Source organism: Streptomyces sp. BE303 (genome assembly GCF_036290945.1).
Taxonomy (GTDB): Bacteria; Actinomycetota; Actinomycetes; order Streptomycetales; family Streptomycetaceae; genus Kitasatospora.
Map to the genome: position 1 here is coordinate 62711 of NZ_JAQYWZ010000428.1, position 18540 is coordinate 81250.

The following is an 18540-nucleotide window of genomic DNA, read 5'->3' on the forward strand; positions in this document are numbered from 1 at the left end:
TCGGAGATCCCCGTTCCGGGACCTCGGTCCGGGCGGGCGCGGGGCAGGATCGTCCGGCTCGTCCCGGGTGGCGGGGTGGAGGCGGGGGTGGTGCAGTGGGAGACGGGCAGGCGCGGGTGGCGGATCGGCGGGCCCACCGCGCCGGCGTACCGGGATGGTCGCTGGAAGGGGATCCGCGTGGAGCCGTTGATCGCGCTGGTTGTCGGATTCACCGCAGCGCGTCTGGCAGGGCTGCTCGGGGCGGGGGCGTTCGCCGGGTGGCAGCCGGCTCTGCGAGCCGGGCTGGTGGCGATGTTCCTGCTCACCTCGATCGCCCACTTCGCGCCTGGCTTGCGGCCCCAGCTCGTCGACATGGTCCCGCCGTGGATGCCCGGTGCGGATCTCCTCGTCACGGCCACGGGCCTGCTCGAAGCCGCCGGCGCGGTAGGGCTGCTGATCCCGGTGACGGCCCGGTGGGCGGCGGGCGGCCTGATCGCACTCATGATCGCCGTGTTCCCGGCGAACGTCTCGGCCGCCCGCCGGGGCGTCGCCCAAGGAGACCCGCTCGGCCCGCGCACACTGCTCCAGATCGTGTACATCGCCGCAGTCGCAGCCACGCTCGTACGGCCGGCACGACCGCGCGCGTCCGCTCCCCGCTTCACGTGACAGCCACGGCACCACCCGCAGGAGCCACCGTCACCGGTTGACGCACGGCCTGTCACCGGGGCCGGACGGTGACGAACCCGCACGGCCTTCAGGCCAGCCGGCGGCGGACGGCTGCGGAAAGGCGGTCGACCGCGACGATCAGCACCAGCACCACCAGGATGTGGGTGAGCATCTCGTCGAACCGGAACAGCTTGATCGACTGGTTGATCAGGAACCCGATGCCCCCGGCGCCGACCAGCCCGAGGACCAGCGAGGCGCGGACGTTCACATCCAGTCGGTAGAGCAGCAGTCCGGCCAGCCGGGGCGTGGCGGTCGGCAGCAGGGCGTGCAGGGCGACCTGGACGCGGCCGGCACCCGCCGACCTGAGCGCCTGCGACGGGCCGGGGTCGGCGTCCTCGATCGCCTCGGCCCACAACTTGCCCATGACGCCGACGTTGTGGCAGACCAGCGCGAGGACGCCGGGGAACGGGCCCAGGCCGACAGCGGTGACGAAGACCAGGGCGAAGACCACGTCCGGCACGGAGCGCAGGAAGGACAGCAGCGAGCGCGCCGCCTGGTAGACCGGACCGGACGGGGCGACGTCGCGGGCGGCGAGCAGCGCCAGTGCCAGGGACGGCGGGATCGACAGGGTGGTGCCGAGCAGGCCGATCCACAGGGTGACAAGGGCCGCGGACAGGCTCGGCTGCAGGACCGCCCAGTCGAGCCTGGGCGGGAAGGCCTCGCCGAGGAAGTCGGCCATGCCGTGCCAGCCCTCTGCCAGCTCGGAGAGCGACATGTCCGTGGTGTTCCACGCGACCACGTGCGCGGTGACCACGGCGGCGGCCACGATCAGCGCCTTGACCGCGGTGCGGGGGCGCCGGGGGCGGGGCGGGACGGGGAGGCCGCGAACGGCGCTGGACACAGGGGTCATGACAGGCTTTCGGCGAGTGCGGGCTGGTACAGGATGTCGACGTTCTGGTCCGGCGGGCCGTCCAGCAGCACCCGGCCGTCGCTCAGGCCGATGACGCGGTCGGCGTGCCGGGCGGCGAGTGCGGGCTGGTGCAGCACGGCGACGACGGCGAGCCGTTCCCGGTGGGCGAGCTCGGCGAGCAGCGCCAGCACCTGTTCGGACGCTGCCGGGTCGAGGGCGGAGACCGGTTCGTCGGCGAGGATCACCTCGGGGCGCTGGCACAGTGCCCGGGCGACGGCGACGCGCTGCTGCTGGCCGCCGGAGAGCCGGTCGGCCCGGTCGTGGGCGCGGTCGGCGAGGCCGACCCGGTCCAGGCAGGCCATCGCCTCCTCCCGCAGTTCCCGCGGGAACAGGCGGGGGTGGAGCGAGTACCGCAGCGGCAGCCGCCCCAGGGCCCCGGCGCAGACGTTGTCGAGGACGGAGCGCCGGTCCACCAGGTGGATCTGCTGGAAGACCATGGCGAGGGCGAGCGGGTCGCCCGCCCTGCCGTCGATCGTCACCGTGCCCTCCGCCACCGGTTCCAGCCCGGCGGCCGCGCGCAGCAGGGTGGACTTCCCGCAGCCGTTGGCCCCGAGCACGGCGAGGAACTCACCGCGCGGGACGGTGACGTCCACCCCGCGCAGGACCTCCCGCGGGCCGTAGCGCACCGTGATGTCGGAGAGCACCAGCATCAGAGGTCCTTGTCGGTCAGGTTGAGGGCGGCCGCCAGGTCGAACAGCGGCTGGTAGGTGGACTTGTCGACGGCGACCAGGGGCGCCGCGGGCTTGACGGCGAGCAGGGCACCGATCTGCCCGACCTTGTCGCTGGGAAGGTGCAGGAGGGCGTCGGCGACGGCCTTCTTGAACGCGGGGTCGAGGTTGCCGCGGACGGTGATGGGGTCGTTGGGGATGGCGTCCGAGGTCCAGATCTTGCGGAACTTCGCCGGGTCGAAGGTCTTGGACTGGGTGGCGCTGGCGAGCTGCTGGGAGTTGATCTCGGCGGCGTCGACGGTTCCCTTGGCCAGCGCGAGCAGCGACTCGGCGTGGCCGCCGGCGTAGTTGACCTTGACGTCGGAGGTCTTCAGGCCGACGTCGACCAGGGCCTTGCGGGGCAGCGCGTCGCCGGAGGTGGAGCCGACCGAGGACAGGGCGAGCGAGTGCCCGGCGAGGTCCTTGACCTCGCGGACGGCGGAATCGGTCGGCACCCAGATACCGGCGGTGTAACTGGAGACCTTGCCACCGCTGTCACCGAACGAGGCGATGGCCTCGGCACCGGCGCGCTGGCTGGCGAACACGTAGCCGAGCGGGCCGAACATGGCGACGTCGAGCTTGCCGTTCTGCAGGGCGAGCACCTCGGCGGAGTAGTCCTCGGTGATGGTGAGCTGGACGGGGCAGTTGAGCTGTTCGCCGAGAGCGTCGGCCAGGACCTTGGCGGCCGGGGTCAGCTTGGCGGGGTCTTCGAAGGGCTCCACGCCGAAGCGGATCCTGCCACCCGGGCAGGTGGCGGACTTCCCGGCGGCGGAGGTGCCGCCGTCGCCGCCGCAGGCGGTGAGGGAGAGCGCGGCGAGGGCGCCGGTGACGGTGAGGACGAGGGGACGAAGACGCACGGTGAGCTCCGAGGTGAGCAACGGGGGAAGCCGGGAGAAGCCGGGGCGGGGTGCGCGGCCCGGCATCACCGGACGGGGCGCCGCTCTTGGCCGGCACCGGAACGCTGGCAGGTGCGGCGACCCCAGGTCAACTACTTGTTGTGACAAGTCATTTCCTGTTCACTCGCCCGTGACCTCGCGCGGGCTTTGCCCGGCCTGACCACGGGCACCCTACCGCCCACGCCACCGCCCAGGTCATCGCGCCTGGCTCGGGCGACGCGCGCGGGTCGGCCGAGCAGCCCCGGGTGTCATCGCGGCCTCTCGACACCGAAGCCGGCCAGGTGAACACTGAATGACTTGTAGTGAGAGGTGCTTGTTGGCGCTCCAACTTCGCTGCGACCTTTGCCGTCAAAGGAGGAACACCCCCATGAGCCCAGACGGAATTCACCGACGGTCCTTGCTGGTCGGCGGCGCAGCCGCCCTCACCACCGCCGTCGCCACCCTTCCCGCCCACGCCGTCCCCACGACCCCCGCCGCCGCCCCCGCGCAGCCGCGTGCCGCGGTGCTGGAGTACACCGACCAGTGGACCCACGCCACGGGCCTGGCCGAACTGCTGCGCCGGGCCGGCTTCACCGTCGTCCCCCTGGACACGACCCGCTCCGCGACCGCCCAGGACGTCGACCTGATCGCCTTCGGCAGCTTCACCAACAACGGCTCCCAGTACCCGGCCTACGTAGCCGCGCAGGCCGCCTCGCTGCGCGACTTCGTGGCCGGCGGTGGCGTGGTCCTCGACCTCGCCCAGTCCGACCAGTTCGGCGCCGCGGTCTCCTACCTGCCGGCCGCACTCGGCGCGGTGCGCACCGACGCCGACTACGACACCGTGCTGCCGATCGTCGCCGACCACCCGCTCGTCGCGGCGCTTCCGAGGAGTTCCGGCAGGGTGTTCACCGGCCGGGCCGCCGGCATCCGGGTCAGCTGGGAGACCGTCGGCTCGTGGCGTGCCATGCGGGTGCTGATGGCGTGCACCGCGGGCGGCGCCAACCCCTGCCTGCTCGAAGGCGCGCACGGCGCGGGCCGGTTCCTGGTGGCCAGTCTGACCGTCGACAAGTGCTTCAACAGCAGCGGCGCCACCGTCCAGCCGGCCGCCGCGGTGCAGGACAGTGTCACCTTCTTCACCGCCCTCGCCGGCTACGTCGCCCTGGTGCGCGCGGGCACCGCTCCCGCCGTCCCGCCCACCCCGATGCCGGCGCAGGCCTCGGTCGGCCCGCTGGTGGGACACGTCGACACCACCACCGCGCGTCTCTGGGCCCGCCCCGGCCTGGACCCCGCGGTCCACCCCGTCTGGCGCTGCACCGTGCGCCGGGCCGACGGCTGGTCGAAGGTCGTCGACGTGCCGATCTCCACCGCCAACGACGACACCCTGCTCGCCGACATCCCCGGCCTCCGGGCGGCGACCCACTACGAGTTCACCCTCGCCCCGATCGTCGCGGCCCCCGGCTTCATCCCCCTGACCGGGTCCTTCGCCACCGCACCGGCCGACGGGGCGCCCGCCGTCGTGACCATGGGCCTGGGCTCGTGCGCCCCCTCCACCCCGAACACCGTGTGGACCCGCGTGGTCGAGGAGGGCTGCGACAGCTTCGTGCTGCTCGGCGACACCCCCTACGTCGACTCGGGCAACCTGGCCGTGGCCCGCACCAAGCACCGCGAGTTCCTCGCGCAGCCGGAGATCGCCCAGATGGTCTCCACCATGCCGACCTGGGGCACCTGGGACGACCACGACTTCGGCGGCAACGGCATCAACGGTTCCTTCGCGGGCAAGGTCAACACCCGCACCGCCTTCGTGGACTACCGTGCCAACGCCTCCTTCGGCCACGCCGACGACGGCACCCGCCTGACCACCAGAACGGCCGGCCGGGCCGTCTACACCTCGTTCCGCCGCGGCCCCGTCGAGGTCTTCCTGCTCGATCCCCGCTGGTTCAGCAACACCGGCCCCAGCTGGGCCGACCCCACCAGGACCACGTGCCTGGGCCAGGTTCAGTGGGACTGGCTGCGCGCCTCGCTGCGGGCCAGCACCGCCCCGTTCAAGGCCATCACCTCCGGCATGATCTGGGACGACAAGGGCAACTCGGAGACCGACGACTGGGCCACCTACCAGTACGAGAAGGACGCGATCCTCGACTTCCTCGCCGCCGAGCGGATCCCCGGCTGCTTCCTGGTCAGCGGCGACGTGCACGTCTCCCGCGCGCTGAACTACGGGCCCCGGATCGGCTACGACCTGTGGCAGTTCATCGTGAGCCCACTGCACGGCAGCACCATCGCCAGCCTCAACACCCCGCACCCGGCCCTGGTCGCCAGCGCCGTGGAGCCGTACGTGTTCCTCAAGCTCGTCGCGGACACCACGGTCTCCCCGGCGACGCTCACCGCGACCTGGATCAACCGCGCCGGCCGACGTCTCTTCGAGGTCCACCGCACCGCGACCGAGCTCGGCCATCCGGCCTGATCCCTCGCCACCGAACCCCGGTGTCTCGCACCGCCCGTCGGCGAGCGGTGCGAGACACCGGGGTTCATCTGATCTTCGCCCAACCTGTCATGATAAGTACTTGATGAGTGCGCACTTTCATGACAAGTTCGACGAGTGAACGATTCCACTGACCTGATCCCGGTCCGCCTCGCCCGCTGGGAGGGCGTGGACAAGCCCTTCTCCCTGCTGGACGGCGCCACGCCCCGCACCCCCTGCGACGGCGAACTGCTGGTGCGCATCGACCTGGCCACCATCTGCGGCAGCGACCTGCACACGGTCGAGGGCCGCCGCCCCTCGCCCGTACCCGCACTGCTCGGCCACGAGCAGGTGGGCACCGTGGTCGGCGTGGGTGCCGGCGGTGTGCGGTGCGTGGACGGCACGCCGGTCGAGGAGGGGATGCGGGTGGTGTGGTCGGTGGCCGCCTCGTGCGGACGGTGCGAGCGGTGCGAACGCGGCCTGCCGCACAAGTGCCTGAGCCTGCGCAAGTACGGCCACGAGCCGTGGTCCCCGCTCGCCCCGCTGAACGGCGGCTTCGCCACCCACTGCCTGGTGCTGCCCGGCACCGCCGTCGTCGCCGTGCCCGCGGGCCTGCCCGACACGGTCGCCAGCCCCGCCTCCTGCGCCACGGCCACCGTCGCCGCCGCCCTCGCCGCCGCCGGCGAGCCGGCCGGGCAGCGGGTCCTGATCACCGGCGCGGGCATGCTCGGTCTGACCGCCGCGGCGATGGCCGCCGCCGCCGGCGCCCGGGTGAGCGCGGTCGACCCCGATCCCGCGCGGCGCGCCGAGGCGCTGCGGTTCGGCGCGAGCGCCGCCTTCGACACCGCCGAGGAGGTCGGTGAGGCCGACGTCGCCCTCGACTTCTCCGGCCGGCCCGCCGCCGTCCAGCGCTGCCTGGACTCGCTCGCCGTCGGCGGCCGGGCCGTGCTGGTCGGCTCCGTCTCGCCCGGCCCCGCCGTCGCCCTCGATCCCGAACGCCTGGTGCGCGGCCTGCACACCGTCATCGGCGTCCACAACTACCGCCCCGACGACCTGGACACCGCCGTCCGCTTCCTGGCGGCCCATCACGAGACCTACCCGTTCGCGTCCCTGGTCGCCGCAGCCCACCCGCTGGAGCGGATCGAGGACGCCGTCGAAGCGGCCCGCACCGGGACCGCGCCGCGCCAGGCGCTCGCCCCGCACTCCCGGTGACCGCGCCCGCCCGGCGGTGCGGCCGGCACACCTAGAGCTGCGCCGAGCGCGCGGAGCGGGTGTTGGTGACCGTCACGTTCGCCACGTCCGGCCGGTAGCGGTCCTCGGACCACTCCACCGGCACCCCCTGGGCGTCCGTGGTGAGCCGCCGCTCGCGCAGCAGGGGCGCGCCCACCTCGACCTCCAGCAGCTGCGCGTCGACCTCGTCGGCGGCGACCGCGTCGAAGGTGTGCCGGGCCGCGGCCAACTCGACCCCGTTCTCGGTCAACAGCGCGTAGATCGAGCCCGCGTCCAGGTCCGCGCCCAGCAGCGGACGGCCCACCGCCTCGGTGTAGGTCATCCGTTCCAGCATCGCCGGCCGGCCGTCCAGCAGCCGAAGCCGCAGCAACTGCACCACCAGCGCCTCGGCGTCGACCTCCAGTGCCGCCGCGACGGCCGCCTGCGGTCTGCGCAGCGCGATCTCCTGCAACCGCTGCCCCGGGCTGTGCCCGGTCAGCCGGGCCCGGGTGGTGAAGGACAGCAGCGACTCGAACGGCTGGGACGGCACCGCGTCCAGCACCACCGACCGCCGTCCCTGCCCCCCGCTGATCAGCCCCTCCTCCCGGAGGGTCGCCAGCGCCTGGCGCACCGGAGTGCGGGAGGCCGCGAACTCCTCGCACAACTCGGCTTCCGAGGGCAGGAGTTCGCCTACCTTCAACGAGCCGCTCCGGATCCGCTGACGCAGTTGGGCGGCGACGACACCGTGCAGTGATTCCTTCACGGGACCTGACCCTACAGGTGTCATGGACCGCCCTACCCCGCCACCTGTCATGACATCTTTCGACCCGTACCAGATGAACTGCGGAACAGCACTCCACCCGGGCCCGTCGCCACCCAGGCATCGAGGTGATCCAGGTGAACAATCGGCAACTTGTCAGTACAAGTCTTGACCCGCCCTTCCGGCACCTGACACGGTCGGGCACGCAGGCCGATACGGATACCGCGCCGCCGCGCGACGTCAGCAGGGCCCTGCCCACCAGCACCGCGCCCGCCGCGTCGGGCCCCTGCGGCCCTCTCTCCTCCCACTCCCCCCTCGCACGCAAAGGAACAGGACAGCCATGCTCGCGTCCCGACTCTCCGTCCAGCTGGTCTGCCTCGATATGGCCGGCACCACCGTCGAGGACGGCGGCGCCGTCCTCACCGCCTTCCACCGGGCGCTGGACGCCATCGGCATCCCAACGGGCACCGCCGACCACACCGCCGCCGTCGCCTACGCACGGGAGACCATGGGCCGGTCGAAGATCGAGGTCTTCCGTGCCCTGGCCGACGGCGACGAAGCCCGCGCCGACCTCGCCAACCAGGCCTTCGAGACCGCCTACGACGAGGCCCTGGACACCGAGGGCGTCCGCGAGATTCCTGGCGCCGCCGACGCGATCGAGCAGATGCGCTCGGCCGGCCGCCACGTCGTGCTCACCACCGGCTTCTCCCCCGCCACCCGCGACCGCGTCCTCCGCGGACTCGGCTGGCACGACCTCGTCACCCTGGCCCTGTCGCCCGCCGATGCCGGCCGCGGGCGACCGCACCCCGACATGCTGCTCACGGCACTGCTGCGCACCGGTACGGAGTCCGTCCACCACCTGGCCGCCGCCGGCGACACCACCAGCGACCTCCTGGCCGCCCACCGCGCCGGCGCCCGCGTCGCCGCCGCCGTCCGCACCGGCTCGCACGGCGACAGCGACTTCGCCGCCGCCCCCCACACCCACGTCCTGGACAGCGTCACCGACCTGCCCTCCCTGCTCGACGCCCTCGACACGAACGCCGCGCCGTGACCCCGGCCGTCATCGGCCCCGACGACTCCAGCAGCGGGATCCGAGGCCGGGCGACGTACCGGTAGCCGCGTCCGATCAGCCGGCGGCGCCGCTCGTGGGGGCCCGGCCCGGTGGCACAGCAGTGGAGGGGTGGAGGGGGCGAGAGATGAGACGAGTGCCTCGCCGGTGATCCACGGCCGCCGGCTCCCGGTCGTCCGGACTCCGGCGGTCGGCTGCTGCGGATTCGGGAGGACTACGTGTGCACGACCAGTTCCTGCAACATGACGGCGTACAGCGGTGCATCCTCGAAGGGACGGTGCTCGCCGACCTTGGTGTACCCCCAGCTCTCATACATCGCCTGGACTCGGGGGTGGGTGGTGTCGACGTAGAGCACCGCGAGGGCCTCGCCGCGGTCGGCGAGGAGGACATCGTGAACGGCCTGCGCGATGCCTTGCTTCCGCCATGCCGGACGCACCATCACCTCGGAGACAGCGAAAGTTCGGGTTCGTTCGGGTGCCGGATCGAGGTGCGGGCGCCACCCTTCGGCCCCGGTCGTCAGGGGTGCGCCGTAGGCGAAGCCGACCGGAGTGCTGTCCTCGTACGCGACGACGCAGGAATACCCGGAGCGTGCGGTCCAGTGATCGACGAACCAGGCGAACCGCTGGACGAACGGATCGTCCGCCTGCGCCTGATAGGCATCGGAGTGGACCTCAAGCAGCACCTGACGGTGGTCTTCCGGCAGGTTGTCGCCGTGGAAGTGGCGGAGGTCTATCGTCATCGCGAGCCTTCCGGGGTACGAACGAAGCTGGTCCACTTTCGAGTATCGCGAGAGGTCGGCGCCAGGGTGATGAACTCTCGGCGGAAGTCGTCCAGGAGGATTCGCAGACGAGACGGCAGCGGATCGTCGCCCATCAGGTCGTAAACGCCGGCAGCGGTCTCGCATGCCTGTCCGATCTCGTTCTGATCAAGTTGGGCCAGAGCAAGGCGAGCGGTTACCAGTCCTCGGTTGTGACGGAAGGCGACGGGCGTGGCGGCGAGCGCCTGGTGCGAAGCACTTTCAGCCCGAGGGAGCCAGCCGCCAGGCCGGCTGGCCAAACTCGGCGACCGCATCGACCGGTCCGCGCTCGCCACGGACCTCGATTGCGCTGACTGGTTCCACATCTCCCACCGCCACCTCACCGACATCGAGCCCGGCCCGGTCCGGCCCGGTCCGGATGCAGGCGCACCCGCCGCACCCGATCCAGGCCGACGTGACCACCGAGGTCCGAGCGCCCGAGGCCGAACGGGCCAAGCTCCGCCGGCTCATCCACCACGTGGCCGTAGAGCAGAAGCGGGAGTGCATCGCCCGAAACCCGGTAGCCCCGCGCCGCCTCGGCGTCGGCCGGCCCTGCTCGCCCGACCCACACAGGCCAGAACGACCTGACGTCACGCACAGATGGCGCCCCCGTCACACCGTAGTGCTCCACAGGGACGCCGTCCGGAGTACCGTCCTGGTCGTCGAGGTCAGAACGGAGAGCCCCAGTATGCCCCTGAACAGTGAGCACATCGGCGCTAGGGTGAGGATCGCCCGAAATGCAGCCGGCCTGACGCAAGTTGAGCTTGCCGACTTCCTCGGACGCGCCGAGTCCTGGGTCGCCAACGTGGAGAGCGGTCGGATGGTTCTCGACCGATACAGCGTGATCACCGCCATCGCCGAGCAATGCGACGTTGACGTGGTCTGGCTGCTCGGTCAGCCGTACCGACTGCAACGCGCAGGGGGAACCCTCGCCCACGTCCCCGCGATCCGTACCGGCATCCGCCGTGCCAGCCTGATCCTGTCGGGCCACCCCGGGCTCATCCCGCAGGGTGCTCCGGTCGAGCTCGCAGAACTGCGCAAGCAGTCCCGGCGGGCCAACGCGGCCCGGCAGGCGGCCAACCTGCCGCATGTCGCCACCCTGCTGCCCCCGCTGATCGAAGACCTGAACACAGCGGTGCTCACCCTCGCAGGGACCCAGCGGAGCGAGGCGTTGAGGCTGCTCGTCGACGCGGCCCGGACGGCCAGGATGTGCCTGAACCAGCTCGGCTACCCTGACTTGGCGTGGTCGGCGGCAGAAGTGGCCGCCGGCGCCGCGACGGCCGTTGACGATCCTCTGATGAGAGCCGCGGTCGCCTGGGACCGGTGCGGTGCGTTGCTGCACCAGGCATCGAACCGGGAGACCATCGCGGTAGCCGAGGCAGCGATGCGGGACCTGGAGCCGCATGCCCGGAGCGGGCCAGGTGAGCAAGCGGCGGTGTCGTTGCGTGGCGCCCTGCACCTGCGGTGCTCGATCGCCCACGCCCGTGCCGGGCAGAGGGAGGACGCGTGGGCCCGGATCGATGCCGCGTTGGAGGACGCGAACCGTCTCGGACCGGGCTGGTACGACCTGGCGAACCACACCGTTTTCGGTCGAGGTGTTGTCGCGGTGCACGCCGCGGAGGCCGGCGTCGAGGTGGACCAGCCGGACCGCGGTCTTCAGCGCGTTCCACAGGTGGACATCACCGAGGTGCCGTCGATGGAACGTCGGACACACTACGCGATCGATCAGGCGCGGGCCATGTACCGGATGGGCCGGGCTGCAGCAGCGGTCGTCAAGTTGAAGGAAGCCGCGACGGCGGCGCCACACTACGTGTACGCGGATCCCATGAGCCGCGCCCTGGTCACGGAGCTTGTCCAGCTCGGAGTTCCATCCCAGGCAGTAGCCCTCTCAGGCCTCATCCACAACATGGAGCTCGTACAGTAACTCCCTTGTCAAATAGAACATATGACGCCCCCTAGAATTTCTAGGGGGCGCGCTGTTCTTTGGCTGTCACTCTCAGAAGGTCACCAGAGTCACGTGCGTGATCACCGTGGGAGAGACTGGCAATGGAGCTGATCAACACCCGCCGGCCGGACGACGCTGCGACGGGCTACTCGACCATCCTGCGCTGGCCGTTGTCCGTCGGCTACCGACACCGACCCCGGCAGGGCTGTACCTGCGGGAACCCGGCTTGCCCGGTTCCCGGTGCCCACCCGCGCCCCGACAGCCCGGTCTTCTCGGAGCCCCGGCACGTTGTCGACGAGTTGGGGAGCGCCCCCGGCGCGGGCCTCATCGCCTGGACGGCCGGCTTCGACGCTGTGGCCCTCCCTCGCCCTCTCGGCATCGCCGTGATGGTTGCCCTTGACCAGATCGCCCAGGTGCCGTCCATCGTCACCGCCGACCTGGTCGTCATCCTTGTTCTCCCGGCAACCGGCCGGTACGCGAAGGCGGACCGCGACAACATCGAGGTCCGCTCCGGTCCGGACGGCTGGATTGCCCTTCCACCGTCCCACGGTACGCGGTGGGACACCCTGCCCTGGGTTCCCCAGACGAACACACCGACCACCCTGCTGCACGGCGCCGACGTCAGCCGCCGCCTGGAGACGCTCTCGCTCGGCTCACCTGCCGAGCCGGCCCGATGAGCCTCGACACCACGGCCGACCAGGACAGGAACGATGGTCATGCGGATTGATCTCACGATCGCGGCTGAACTTCAGAGCGTCGGCGTGGTCCGGCAGGCTACGACGGACGCCGTCATCGAACTCGGCGCGGTCCTCGACGACGACCAGCTCGGCGACGCGAAGCTCCTCGCCTCCGAGCTGGTCACCAACGCGGTCACCCACGGCAGCCCGGCCGGCGGCGAACTGTGGATCACCTGGACGGCCGACCCCGGCACGCTGAGGGTCTCCGTGACCGACCAGAGCAGCACCCCGCCCTGCCTCCGGACGGCCACCGACGACGACGAGAGCGGCCGCGGCCTGGCCCTCGTCCGCGAGCTGGCCGACCACTTCGGCTGGCACTCCGAACCCGGCGGCGGCAAGACCGTGTGGTTCACGCTGGCGGTGGACCAGGCCGCCGCCGGCCGGCCGCCGACCGCCGGGGTGGAGGACCTGCCCACCGCCGTGGTGACGACCGCCGTGCCACGAGCCCACGGCCTGACCGGCCGGGCCCGACCCCGACCGGCCATCGGCGACGCGATACCCGCCCGCCCCCGCCACACGAGCCCGCGCCGCCCCGCCCCGGCCGCGTAGGCGCCACCCCACCGACTCCCGGGGTCTGCAGCCTCCCACCGTGCTGCATACCCCGGGCTCAACCCCCTTCCCGGACGCCCTCCGGGGAGGGGACGCGGAAGAGCGGCGGGTCCCCCACCGAGCGCGCCCGAGTTCACCGCGCGGGCCTCGCCCGGAACGCCTCCCCGGGAACGCGGCGCGGATTGACCCGAGCCCCCTCCGCGCCGGTCGGTGTAGTCCCAGGTCCCGATCCGCGACCCCGGGGACACGTCCTCTTCTGGTCTCCGACGCCCCGTACGACGACACGGATGGGAACCTTCCGACCTTCCGACCTTCCGACCTGCCCACCTGCCGACCTGGCGGGCCGAAGGGCCCCGATGGTCGTCCAGGACCAGGCCGGCGACTGCTGATCGCCCGGGCCCACGATGCGTGATCCGTGGACCCGGGCGGGGAGGCGTCACCTGCGGCCGGTGAGCACCATCGGCTGGTAGGTCGACGACTTCGGGGTGGTGCCGGCGCCCACAGCGGTCAACCGGCCGCCCGGCCCGGCCACCACCGCCTGGTAGGACAGGTCGGCTTAGCCGGGCACGGAGAGGTCGAGCGTCTCCCAGCGGCCGTGGGTGAAGCGCAGGCCGAGCGGCCGGTCCGGCCCGCCGCTCGTGTCCCAGCCGACGGCGGCCATGCCGCCCGGGACGGCGGTGACCGACCACAGCTTGCCGGCCACGCCCTCCGGGGCGGCCACCGTGCTCCAGGAGCGGCCGTCGCAGTGGGCGACCAGCGGGTGGCCGCGGTCCTGGTCAGTGAGGACGGCCCGGCCCACCACCCATACGTCGTCGGGCCCGTTGGCCGCAACGCTCTGGTACTCGCCGTAGAGGCCGGTGAAGGCGGGGGCGGTGACCCTGGTCCAGTCCCGGCCGTCGTAGTGCAGCAGGACGGGCCGGTCGTCGGGGTAGGCGGTGTTCCCGACCGCCCAGACGTCGTCCGGCGCGATCTCGGTGACGGAGCTGAGCCGCCAGTCCCCGTCGATCTCGGGAGCGGCGAGCCGGTGCCAGGCGGTACCGTCCCAACGTTCGATCAGTCCGGTGGTCCTGTACTCCACCGATTCGCTCCCGGGGACGGGCCCCGGGGTCCGGGAGGTGACGACCCTCCGCCCCGACCTCGGCGGTGCCCCCTCCTCGACACCGAGGATCCTGGCGGGAACGCGCCGGACACCTTGATGCCCGCCCTGTCCGGGGCGGGCATCAAGGTGTGGGTGGTGGTGCTGGTCAGGACCTGGTGCCGGTCGGCTCCCACCAGGGCCCGGTCCGGCGTCGAGGTCGCTGATCGACCACCGGTGTTCGCCGCCCGGCCCGTCGGCCTCCAGGCCCTCCGGCTTCGCGGCGTCGGCTACATCTGGCCCTGGGTCATCATGCCGTCGGCGCGTGTCCGGGCTTGCGGTCCGGGCTCCTGGCCGTCCGCGTCCCCGGCAGGGTCATCGCCGCCGTCCTGCGGGTCTGCGATCCTGCGGACGACCAGCTCGGGCTGCTCGTCGGCAAACTCCTCGGTCTCGGGCACGGTGCTCTCATCTCTCGAATGGCTTCGCGGGCACCTGGGCCAACGAGTCACCTGCGGACGGGTCACGGCGTTGAGCCACGCAAGCCCCATGTTCCGCGTCCTGCCCCAGGCGAGCGCTGCGCCCCTGTCCAACGGCGCCGTCCAGACACCGGCAGCCAGCTCCGGTGGGGCGGTCGCCCCGCCGGAGTTCGGGCTCGGATCCGCTCCGCCGGGCGGTCAGAGGCTGGTGTCCTTGCCCACCGTCTCGACCTGGGCACCCGCCGTCTCGAACAGGCCTGCGGCGCGCTCGGCGGTTTTGCGGTCCAGGTAGGCGACCGTGAACGTGCCGTCCTGGCGGTCCAGGAGGTTGGCGCGCTCGTGGTCGGAGTACTCGGGGTTCCGCTCGGAGACGAGCGCGTCAAGGAGGTCCTTGGCGCCGCCGGTGACGGTGACGTAGAAGGTCCGGTCCTTGTCCTGCTCGTCCTGCCCCTCCTACGCGGAGGACCGGTAGTTGTAGGGACGGTTGCCGGTGAGGTTGTTGCTGTCGTCGTGGCCGGGCACCGGCTTCTCCTGTGGTGGCTCGGTCGGTCGAGGTGTGCCGCCGCCCCGTCTCGGGCGAGATCGTCCTGCCGAGGTGGGCCGAACGCCGCCTGGTGCGTTCGGGCATGACGCGGCGCCGTGGCGATCTACGGTCGAGGCGGCACGACACGATCGCTCCATGACTCAAAGTGATTATGCGAGCACTCTTCGGATTCCCGCCAATGGCCACTCGTTCGAGTGATCAAGGACCTGGCGCCCGGTGCGCGATCATGGCCAGCCGGTCCGCCGGTACGGCGCCGCGGGCGTCAACTCCGCATTCTCGACAGCCTGTTCACGCCTCTCCGTGCGGCGGTGTCCCGGGGCGGGCTGGGATGATCAAGCCACTGTGCGCACCCGCGCCCGGCGTCCCCAAGACGAATCGAGGACCCCTCGCCATGAGCATCCACGACACCGCCCACCCGCAGTTGGCAGAGCACTACAGCCGGGCCGCCGAGTCCCACCTCGACCTGATCACAACCCGGCGGGCCATCGGCCCCGACGTGATCGCCGGGCAGGCGGTGATCGTCCACAAGAAGTTCTCCTACTCCGGATCCGTGCACTCCTTCTCGGTCCTCGGGGGCGGCTTCTCCGGGGACTTCACCGACGACAGGGGCGTCGAGTACGAGATCACCGGCGCCGGAGGTGGCCTGAGCGTCGGAGCCGGAGACGTCTGGGGCACCCTGTGGCTCAACGGCCACCTGCGCGACTACGAGGGCTGGACCACCCGCTTCGAGGCGACCACCACCGCAGCCATGTTCAACATCAACCTGTGGGGCCTGGACGGCGAGTACATCGGTTCCTTCGTCGGAGGCGGAGCGGAGATGGGCGTCGGGGCCATGGCCGGACAGGGAAAGATCGATATCAAGCGCTGACGGCCACCCCGCCTCCGGCCGCCAGGAGACCCACAACGCCCTTCCACCGCAGAGCTGCTGGGCCCGCGCTACGGCCGACGGCCGGCTCGCGTCGGCTTCGAATCGGCGGGCGGGCTCTGTGGGACTGCTCTCGCGGGAGACCGTAGATCGATCCCACGAGGCTGCGGGACCGAGTTCTGGAGTGGGACAGCCGGTACGGGTGGCGCGGCACGGCGGGAACGCCCTGACCAGGGAAGGACACCTGGTCCGCACCGACGCCTTCCGGTACCCGAACCGTGGCACGCCGACGGTGCCGCGAGTCTGGCCGGTCCGCCGCTCACGACGCGAGCCGGCGGGCGTGCGCAAGCCGTAGCACGCCCGAGCGGCGGGGAGGCCTCCCGCCGAAACCCGCCGCTCCTAGCGTCTCTCGCACAACCCCCATCCCATGAACGAGCGGGTGACTCCTGATGAGCACTGTCGTCGGAAGCGAAGACACGACCACCGAGGCGAGGGAACCGCGCCGGGCGCGCGGCATCACCGACTGGCGTCCGGAGGACGCGGAGTTCTGGGAGCGGGCCGGTGCCCGGACCGCCCGCCGCAACCTGGTCTTCTCGGTCCTCTCCGAACACATCGGGTTCTCGGTGTGGAGCCTGTGGTCGGTTCTGGTCCTCTTCCTCGGCCCCGAGTACCACATCGACCCGGCCGGCAAGTTCACCCTGACCGCGCTGCCCACGGCGCTGGGTGCGGGGCTGCGCCTGCCGTACACCTTCGCCGTGGCGAAGTTCGGCGGCCGCAACTGGACGGTCTTCAGCGCCCTGCTGCTGCTCGTGCCCACCGTGCTGGCCGGGATCGTGCTGCACCCGGGCGTCTCGTACGGGACGCTGCTGGCGGTGGCCTGTGTTGCCGGCGTCGGCGGCGGCAACTTCGCCTCGTCGATGGCGAACATCAACGCGTTCTACCCGCAGCGGCTCAAAGGCTGGGCACTGGGCGTCAACGCGGGCGGCGGCAACCTCGGCGTCCCGGTCGTGCAGCTGGTCGGCCTGCTGGTGCTGGCCACCGCCGGCGCGGCCCACCCCCGCCTGGTCCCGCTGGTCTACCTGCCGCTGATCGTGCTGGCGGCCCTGGGCGCGGCGCTGAGAATGGACAACCTGACCGCCCTGCGCAACGACAGACGCGCGCTGCGCGAGGTGGCGCGGGAGCCGCACAGCTGGGTCATGTCACTCCTCTACATCGGCACGTTCGGCTCCTTCATCGGCTTCGGCTTCGCCTTCGGACAGGTGCTCCAGGTCCAGTTCCATCACCAGTTCGACACCCCGATCAAGGCCGCCTACCTGACCTTCCTCGGCCCGCTGCTCGGTTCGCTGGTACGGCCGATAGGGGGCAGGATGGCGGACCGCTGGGGCGGCGCGAAGGTCACCCTCGGCACGTTCGTCCTGATGGCGGCCGGCGCCGGCCTCGTGCTGGCCGCCTCACGGGCCAACTCGCTGCCGCTGTTCCTGACCGGCTTCCTGACCCTGTTCGTACTCAGCGGCATCGGCAACGGCTCCACCTACAAGATGATCCCGGCGATCTTCCAGGCGAAGGCAGGCACCGCGATCGCGACCGGCACGGACCCGGAGACCGCAGCGAACGACTCACGCCGCCGGGCCTCCGCACTGATCGGCCTGGCCGGTGCGGTCGGCGCGGTCGGCGGAGTGCTGGTGAACGTCGCCTTCCGACAGTCCTTCCTCACCAGCAAGAACGGTGACACGGCCTACCTGGCGTTCCTGGCGGCGTACGCGGTGTGCTCCGTCGTCACCTGGGCCGTGTACCTGCGACCCTCGGCCCGGCGGCTGCACGGGATCTGAGCCACAGCGCGATCTGCCGGTTGCGAGCTGCCCGGCAAGGGCGTGGTTGGCGAGTCGGGTGATGCCGTGCCCCCGGCATGTTCGGCTCCGCCACCCGCGGGGCGGTCCCGGAGGCCGGCCCGGCGGCCCTTCGAGGCTCCGGTTCGGGGCGACCTGGCAAGGTCACTCCTTCGACCGGAGCCTCGAAGCGTTCGCGACGGACAGCCGTAGATCCCCGCACCGCGATGACCTGCGGGCACCATGACCGTCGGGGCTCTCACACGCCCCTGGGACCGTGTGCAGCCGGGCGTCGTCGGGTTTGCGCCGGACGAGCACACAAAGACCGAGCTCGCTCGGCGGCTGTCAGAACCCTCGGGCTCATGTGCAGGTGGGCCGCACCTCGCTCGTGTGGAAATCGTAGACGGCGCGCTGACCGTCATCGCCGTCCGTCGTAGGCACGGCAATCGTGCCCTGGCCAGCCAGGGGACTTCTCCGACCCTGAATGTCGAGGTCCCGGTGACCTTACAGGGCCCCCGACAGCGGTGGCAGGTGTCGGGCATGAGGACGCACGACGCGGCCGTGCCACCGATGAACCTCTCGGCATACTTGAAGCCGTCGAGCAGCCTGCCGACGCTCATGGTCACAGCCGCCTTGATCGGGAGCGACGTGTCGGGCGCCAGATTGTCGACGATCATGTCGATGATGCAGTCGGTCGGGGCGGTCACGACGCCGGGATCGTCGGGGTAGTCGATCGGCCGCTCAGCTTGTGATCTCTCCAGCGGTCTCGAACAAGCGGATCCGGTGGTCACTCGTCCGGGTGTTCCCAGGACAGCGGAGCGGCCTTCGCGTGATCCTGAACTCGACGAATAGATACAGGACTTGACGCGAAGGCCGTAGTGTTGAGGGTGGTCGGTAGATCACAGGCTTACCGGGCTTCGGTTCCCTGATGACGTGTACCCGCGGCGGGCGCCGTCACCCTTCCCCTCCGCGCGGGCTGTCGCCCGCTGTCAGGCGGACCGGGCTGCCGGGGCTGCCGGGGCTGCCGCCAGGAG

General features: G+C 71.6%; 17 protein-coding genes. 9 read left to right on the forward strand and 8 right to left on the reverse strand.

Annotation, left to right across the window (positions count from 1 at the left end; all coding sequences use genetic code 11):
* Positions 1-87: 87 nt before the first annotated feature.
* On the forward strand, positions 88-645 hold the full coding sequence (locus PUR56_RS08455) for a DoxX family protein (protein ID WP_329948427.1): 558 nt from the start codon (positions 88-90) through the stop codon (positions 643-645).
* 88 nt (positions 646-733) lie between these two features.
* On the opposite strand, the gene phnE is transcribed toward PUR56_RS08455, so the two are convergent.
* The 3 genes from phnE to PUR56_RS08470 are packed head-to-tail and all read right to left on the reverse strand — an operon-like array spanning position 734 to position 3179.
* Entirely contained in the window at positions 734-1546 is an 813-nt protein-coding gene (gene phnE / locus PUR56_RS08460; RefSeq protein WP_329875540.1) for a phosphonate ABC transporter, permease protein PhnE, read from the reverse strand.
* Between the two features lie 5 nt (positions 1547-1551).
* Positions 1552-2265 (reverse strand): phosphonate ABC transporter ATP-binding protein, encoded by a 714-nt coding sequence (locus PUR56_RS08465; protein ID WP_329875542.1) that lies wholly within the window; start codon positions 2263-2265, stop codon positions 1552-1554.
* Positions 2265-3179, reverse strand: coding sequence for a phosphate/phosphite/phosphonate ABC transporter substrate-binding protein (locus PUR56_RS08470; protein WP_329875544.1), 915 nt, complete (start codon positions 3177-3179; stop codon positions 2265-2267). Before PUR56_RS08470 ends, PUR56_RS08465 begins: the two co-directional genes overlap by 1 nt.
* A 406-nt stretch (positions 3180-3585) precedes the next feature.
* On the opposite strand from PUR56_RS08470, the gene PUR56_RS08475 reads away from it, so the two are divergent.
* A complete protein-coding gene (locus PUR56_RS08475; protein ID WP_329948428.1) occupies positions 3586-5658 on the forward strand; it encodes an alkaline phosphatase D family protein in 2073 nt (690 codons plus the stop codon).
* Between the two features lie 135 nt (positions 5659-5793).
* Entirely contained in the window at positions 5794-6867 is a 1074-nt protein-coding gene (locus PUR56_RS08480) for a zinc-binding dehydrogenase (RefSeq protein ID WP_329948429.1), read from the forward strand.
* A gap of 31 nt (positions 6868-6898) precedes the next feature.
* Here the strand turns inward: PUR56_RS08480 and PUR56_RS08485 are convergent, their stop codons facing one another.
* Positions 6899-7627, reverse strand: a complete 729-nt coding sequence (locus PUR56_RS08485; protein ID WP_329875549.1) for a GntR family transcriptional regulator — start codon at positions 7625-7627, stop codon at positions 6899-6901.
* A gap of 337 nt (positions 7628-7964) precedes the next feature.
* Here PUR56_RS08485 and PUR56_RS08490 point away from each other — a divergent pair, with 337 nt between their 5' ends.
* Positions 7965-8675 (forward strand): HAD family hydrolase, encoded by a 711-nt coding sequence (locus tag PUR56_RS08490; protein WP_329875551.1) that lies wholly within the window; start codon positions 7965-7967, stop codon positions 8673-8675.
* 232 nt (positions 8676-8907) lie between these two features.
* Here the strand turns inward: PUR56_RS08490 and PUR56_RS08495 are convergent, their stop codons facing one another.
* Positions 8908-9432, reverse strand: coding sequence for a GNAT family N-acetyltransferase (locus PUR56_RS08495; RefSeq protein WP_329875553.1), 525 nt, complete (start codon positions 9430-9432; stop codon positions 8908-8910).
* Positions 9433-10177: 745 nt separating this feature from the next.
* Between PUR56_RS08495 and PUR56_RS08500 the strand changes: the two genes are divergently transcribed.
* The 3 genes from PUR56_RS08500 (at position 10178) to PUR56_RS08510 (ending at position 12720) form a co-directional block, all read left to right on the forward strand.
* Entirely contained in the window at positions 10178-11413 is a 1236-nt protein-coding gene (locus tag PUR56_RS08500; RefSeq protein ID WP_329875555.1) for a helix-turn-helix domain-containing protein, read from the forward strand.
* Between the two features lie 122 nt (positions 11414-11535).
* The gene (locus tag PUR56_RS08505) at positions 11536-12111 is read left to right on the forward strand and encodes a hypothetical protein (protein WP_329948430.1); all 576 of its coding nucleotides are present in this window, start codon (positions 11536-11538) and stop codon (positions 12109-12111) included.
* Between the two features lie 39 nt (positions 12112-12150).
* Positions 12151-12720 (forward strand): ATP-binding protein, encoded by a 570-nt coding sequence (locus PUR56_RS08510; RefSeq protein ID WP_329875559.1) that lies wholly within the window; start codon positions 12151-12153, stop codon positions 12718-12720.
* A 556-nt stretch (positions 12721-13276) separates the two neighbouring features.
* Here PUR56_RS08510 and PUR56_RS08515 read toward each other — a convergent pair.
* Complete coding sequence (locus tag PUR56_RS08515; RefSeq protein WP_329948431.1) at positions 13277-13798, reverse strand: hypothetical protein; 522 nt, start codon at positions 13796-13798, stop codon at positions 13277-13279.
* Positions 13799-14085: 287 nt separating this feature from the next.
* Positions 14086-14253 carry a hypothetical protein gene (locus PUR56_RS08520; protein WP_329948432.1) on the reverse strand — a complete coding sequence of 56 codons (168 nt, stop codon included), beginning with the start codon at positions 14251-14253 and terminating at the stop codon, positions 14086-14088.
* A gap of 953 nt (positions 14254-15206) precedes the next feature.
* On the opposite strand from PUR56_RS08520, the gene PUR56_RS08525 reads away from it, so the two are divergent.
* Both PUR56_RS08525 and PUR56_RS08530 read left to right on the forward strand, forming a co-directional pair.
* Positions 15207-15683 carry a hypothetical protein gene (locus PUR56_RS08525; protein ID WP_329878746.1) on the forward strand — a complete coding sequence of 159 codons (477 nt, stop codon included), beginning with the start codon at positions 15207-15209 and terminating at the stop codon, positions 15681-15683.
* 446 nt (positions 15684-16129) lie between these two features.
* Positions 16130-17509, forward strand: coding sequence for a nitrate/nitrite transporter (locus PUR56_RS08530; RefSeq protein WP_329948433.1), 1380 nt, complete (start codon positions 16130-16132; stop codon positions 17507-17509).
* Here the strand turns inward: PUR56_RS08530 and PUR56_RS43330 are convergent.
* The gene (locus tag PUR56_RS43330; protein WP_443034460.1) at positions 17416-18297 is read right to left on the reverse strand and encodes a phosphatidylserine decarboxylase; all 882 of its coding nucleotides are present in this window, start codon (positions 18295-18297) and stop codon (positions 17416-17418) included. The two genes, PUR56_RS08530 and PUR56_RS43330, sit on opposite strands and share 94 nt — an antisense overlap.
* Positions 18298-18540 lie beyond the last annotated feature (243 nt).

What these genes read in the sequence shown, in the direction of transcription:
- PUR56_RS08465 (WP_329875542.1), bottom strand. Translation starts at nt 2,265, where the DNA reads ATGCTGGTGCTCTCCGACATCACGGTGCGCTACGGCCCGCGGGAGGTC.
- PUR56_RS08475 (WP_329948428.1), top strand. Translation starts at nt 3,586, where the DNA reads ATGAGCCCAGACGGAATTCACCGACGGTCCTTGCTGGTCGGCGGCGCA.
- PUR56_RS08530 (WP_329948433.1), top strand. Translation starts at nt 16,130, where the DNA reads ATGAGCACTGTCGTCGGAAGCGAAGACACGACCACCGAGGCGAGGGAA.
- PUR56_RS08495 (WP_329875553.1), bottom strand. Translation starts at nt 9,432, where the DNA reads ATGACGATAGACCTCCGCCACTTCCACGGCGACAACCTGCCGGAAGAC.
- PUR56_RS08510 (WP_329875559.1), top strand. Translation starts at nt 12,151, where the DNA reads ATGCGGATTGATCTCACGATCGCGGCTGAACTTCAGAGCGTCGGCGTG.
- PUR56_RS08505 (WP_329948430.1), top strand. Translation starts at nt 11,536, where the DNA reads ATGGAGCTGATCAACACCCGCCGGCCGGACGACGCTGCGACGGGCTAC.
- PUR56_RS08500 (WP_329875555.1), top strand. Translation starts at nt 10,178, where the DNA reads ATGCCCCTGAACAGTGAGCACATCGGCGCTAGGGTGAGGATCGCCCGA.
- PUR56_RS08490 (WP_329875551.1), top strand. Translation starts at nt 7,965, where the DNA reads ATGCTCGCGTCCCGACTCTCCGTCCAGCTGGTCTGCCTCGATATGGCC.
- PUR56_RS08525 (WP_329878746.1), top strand. Translation starts at nt 15,207, where the DNA reads ATGAGCATCCACGACACCGCCCACCCGCAGTTGGCAGAGCACTACAGC.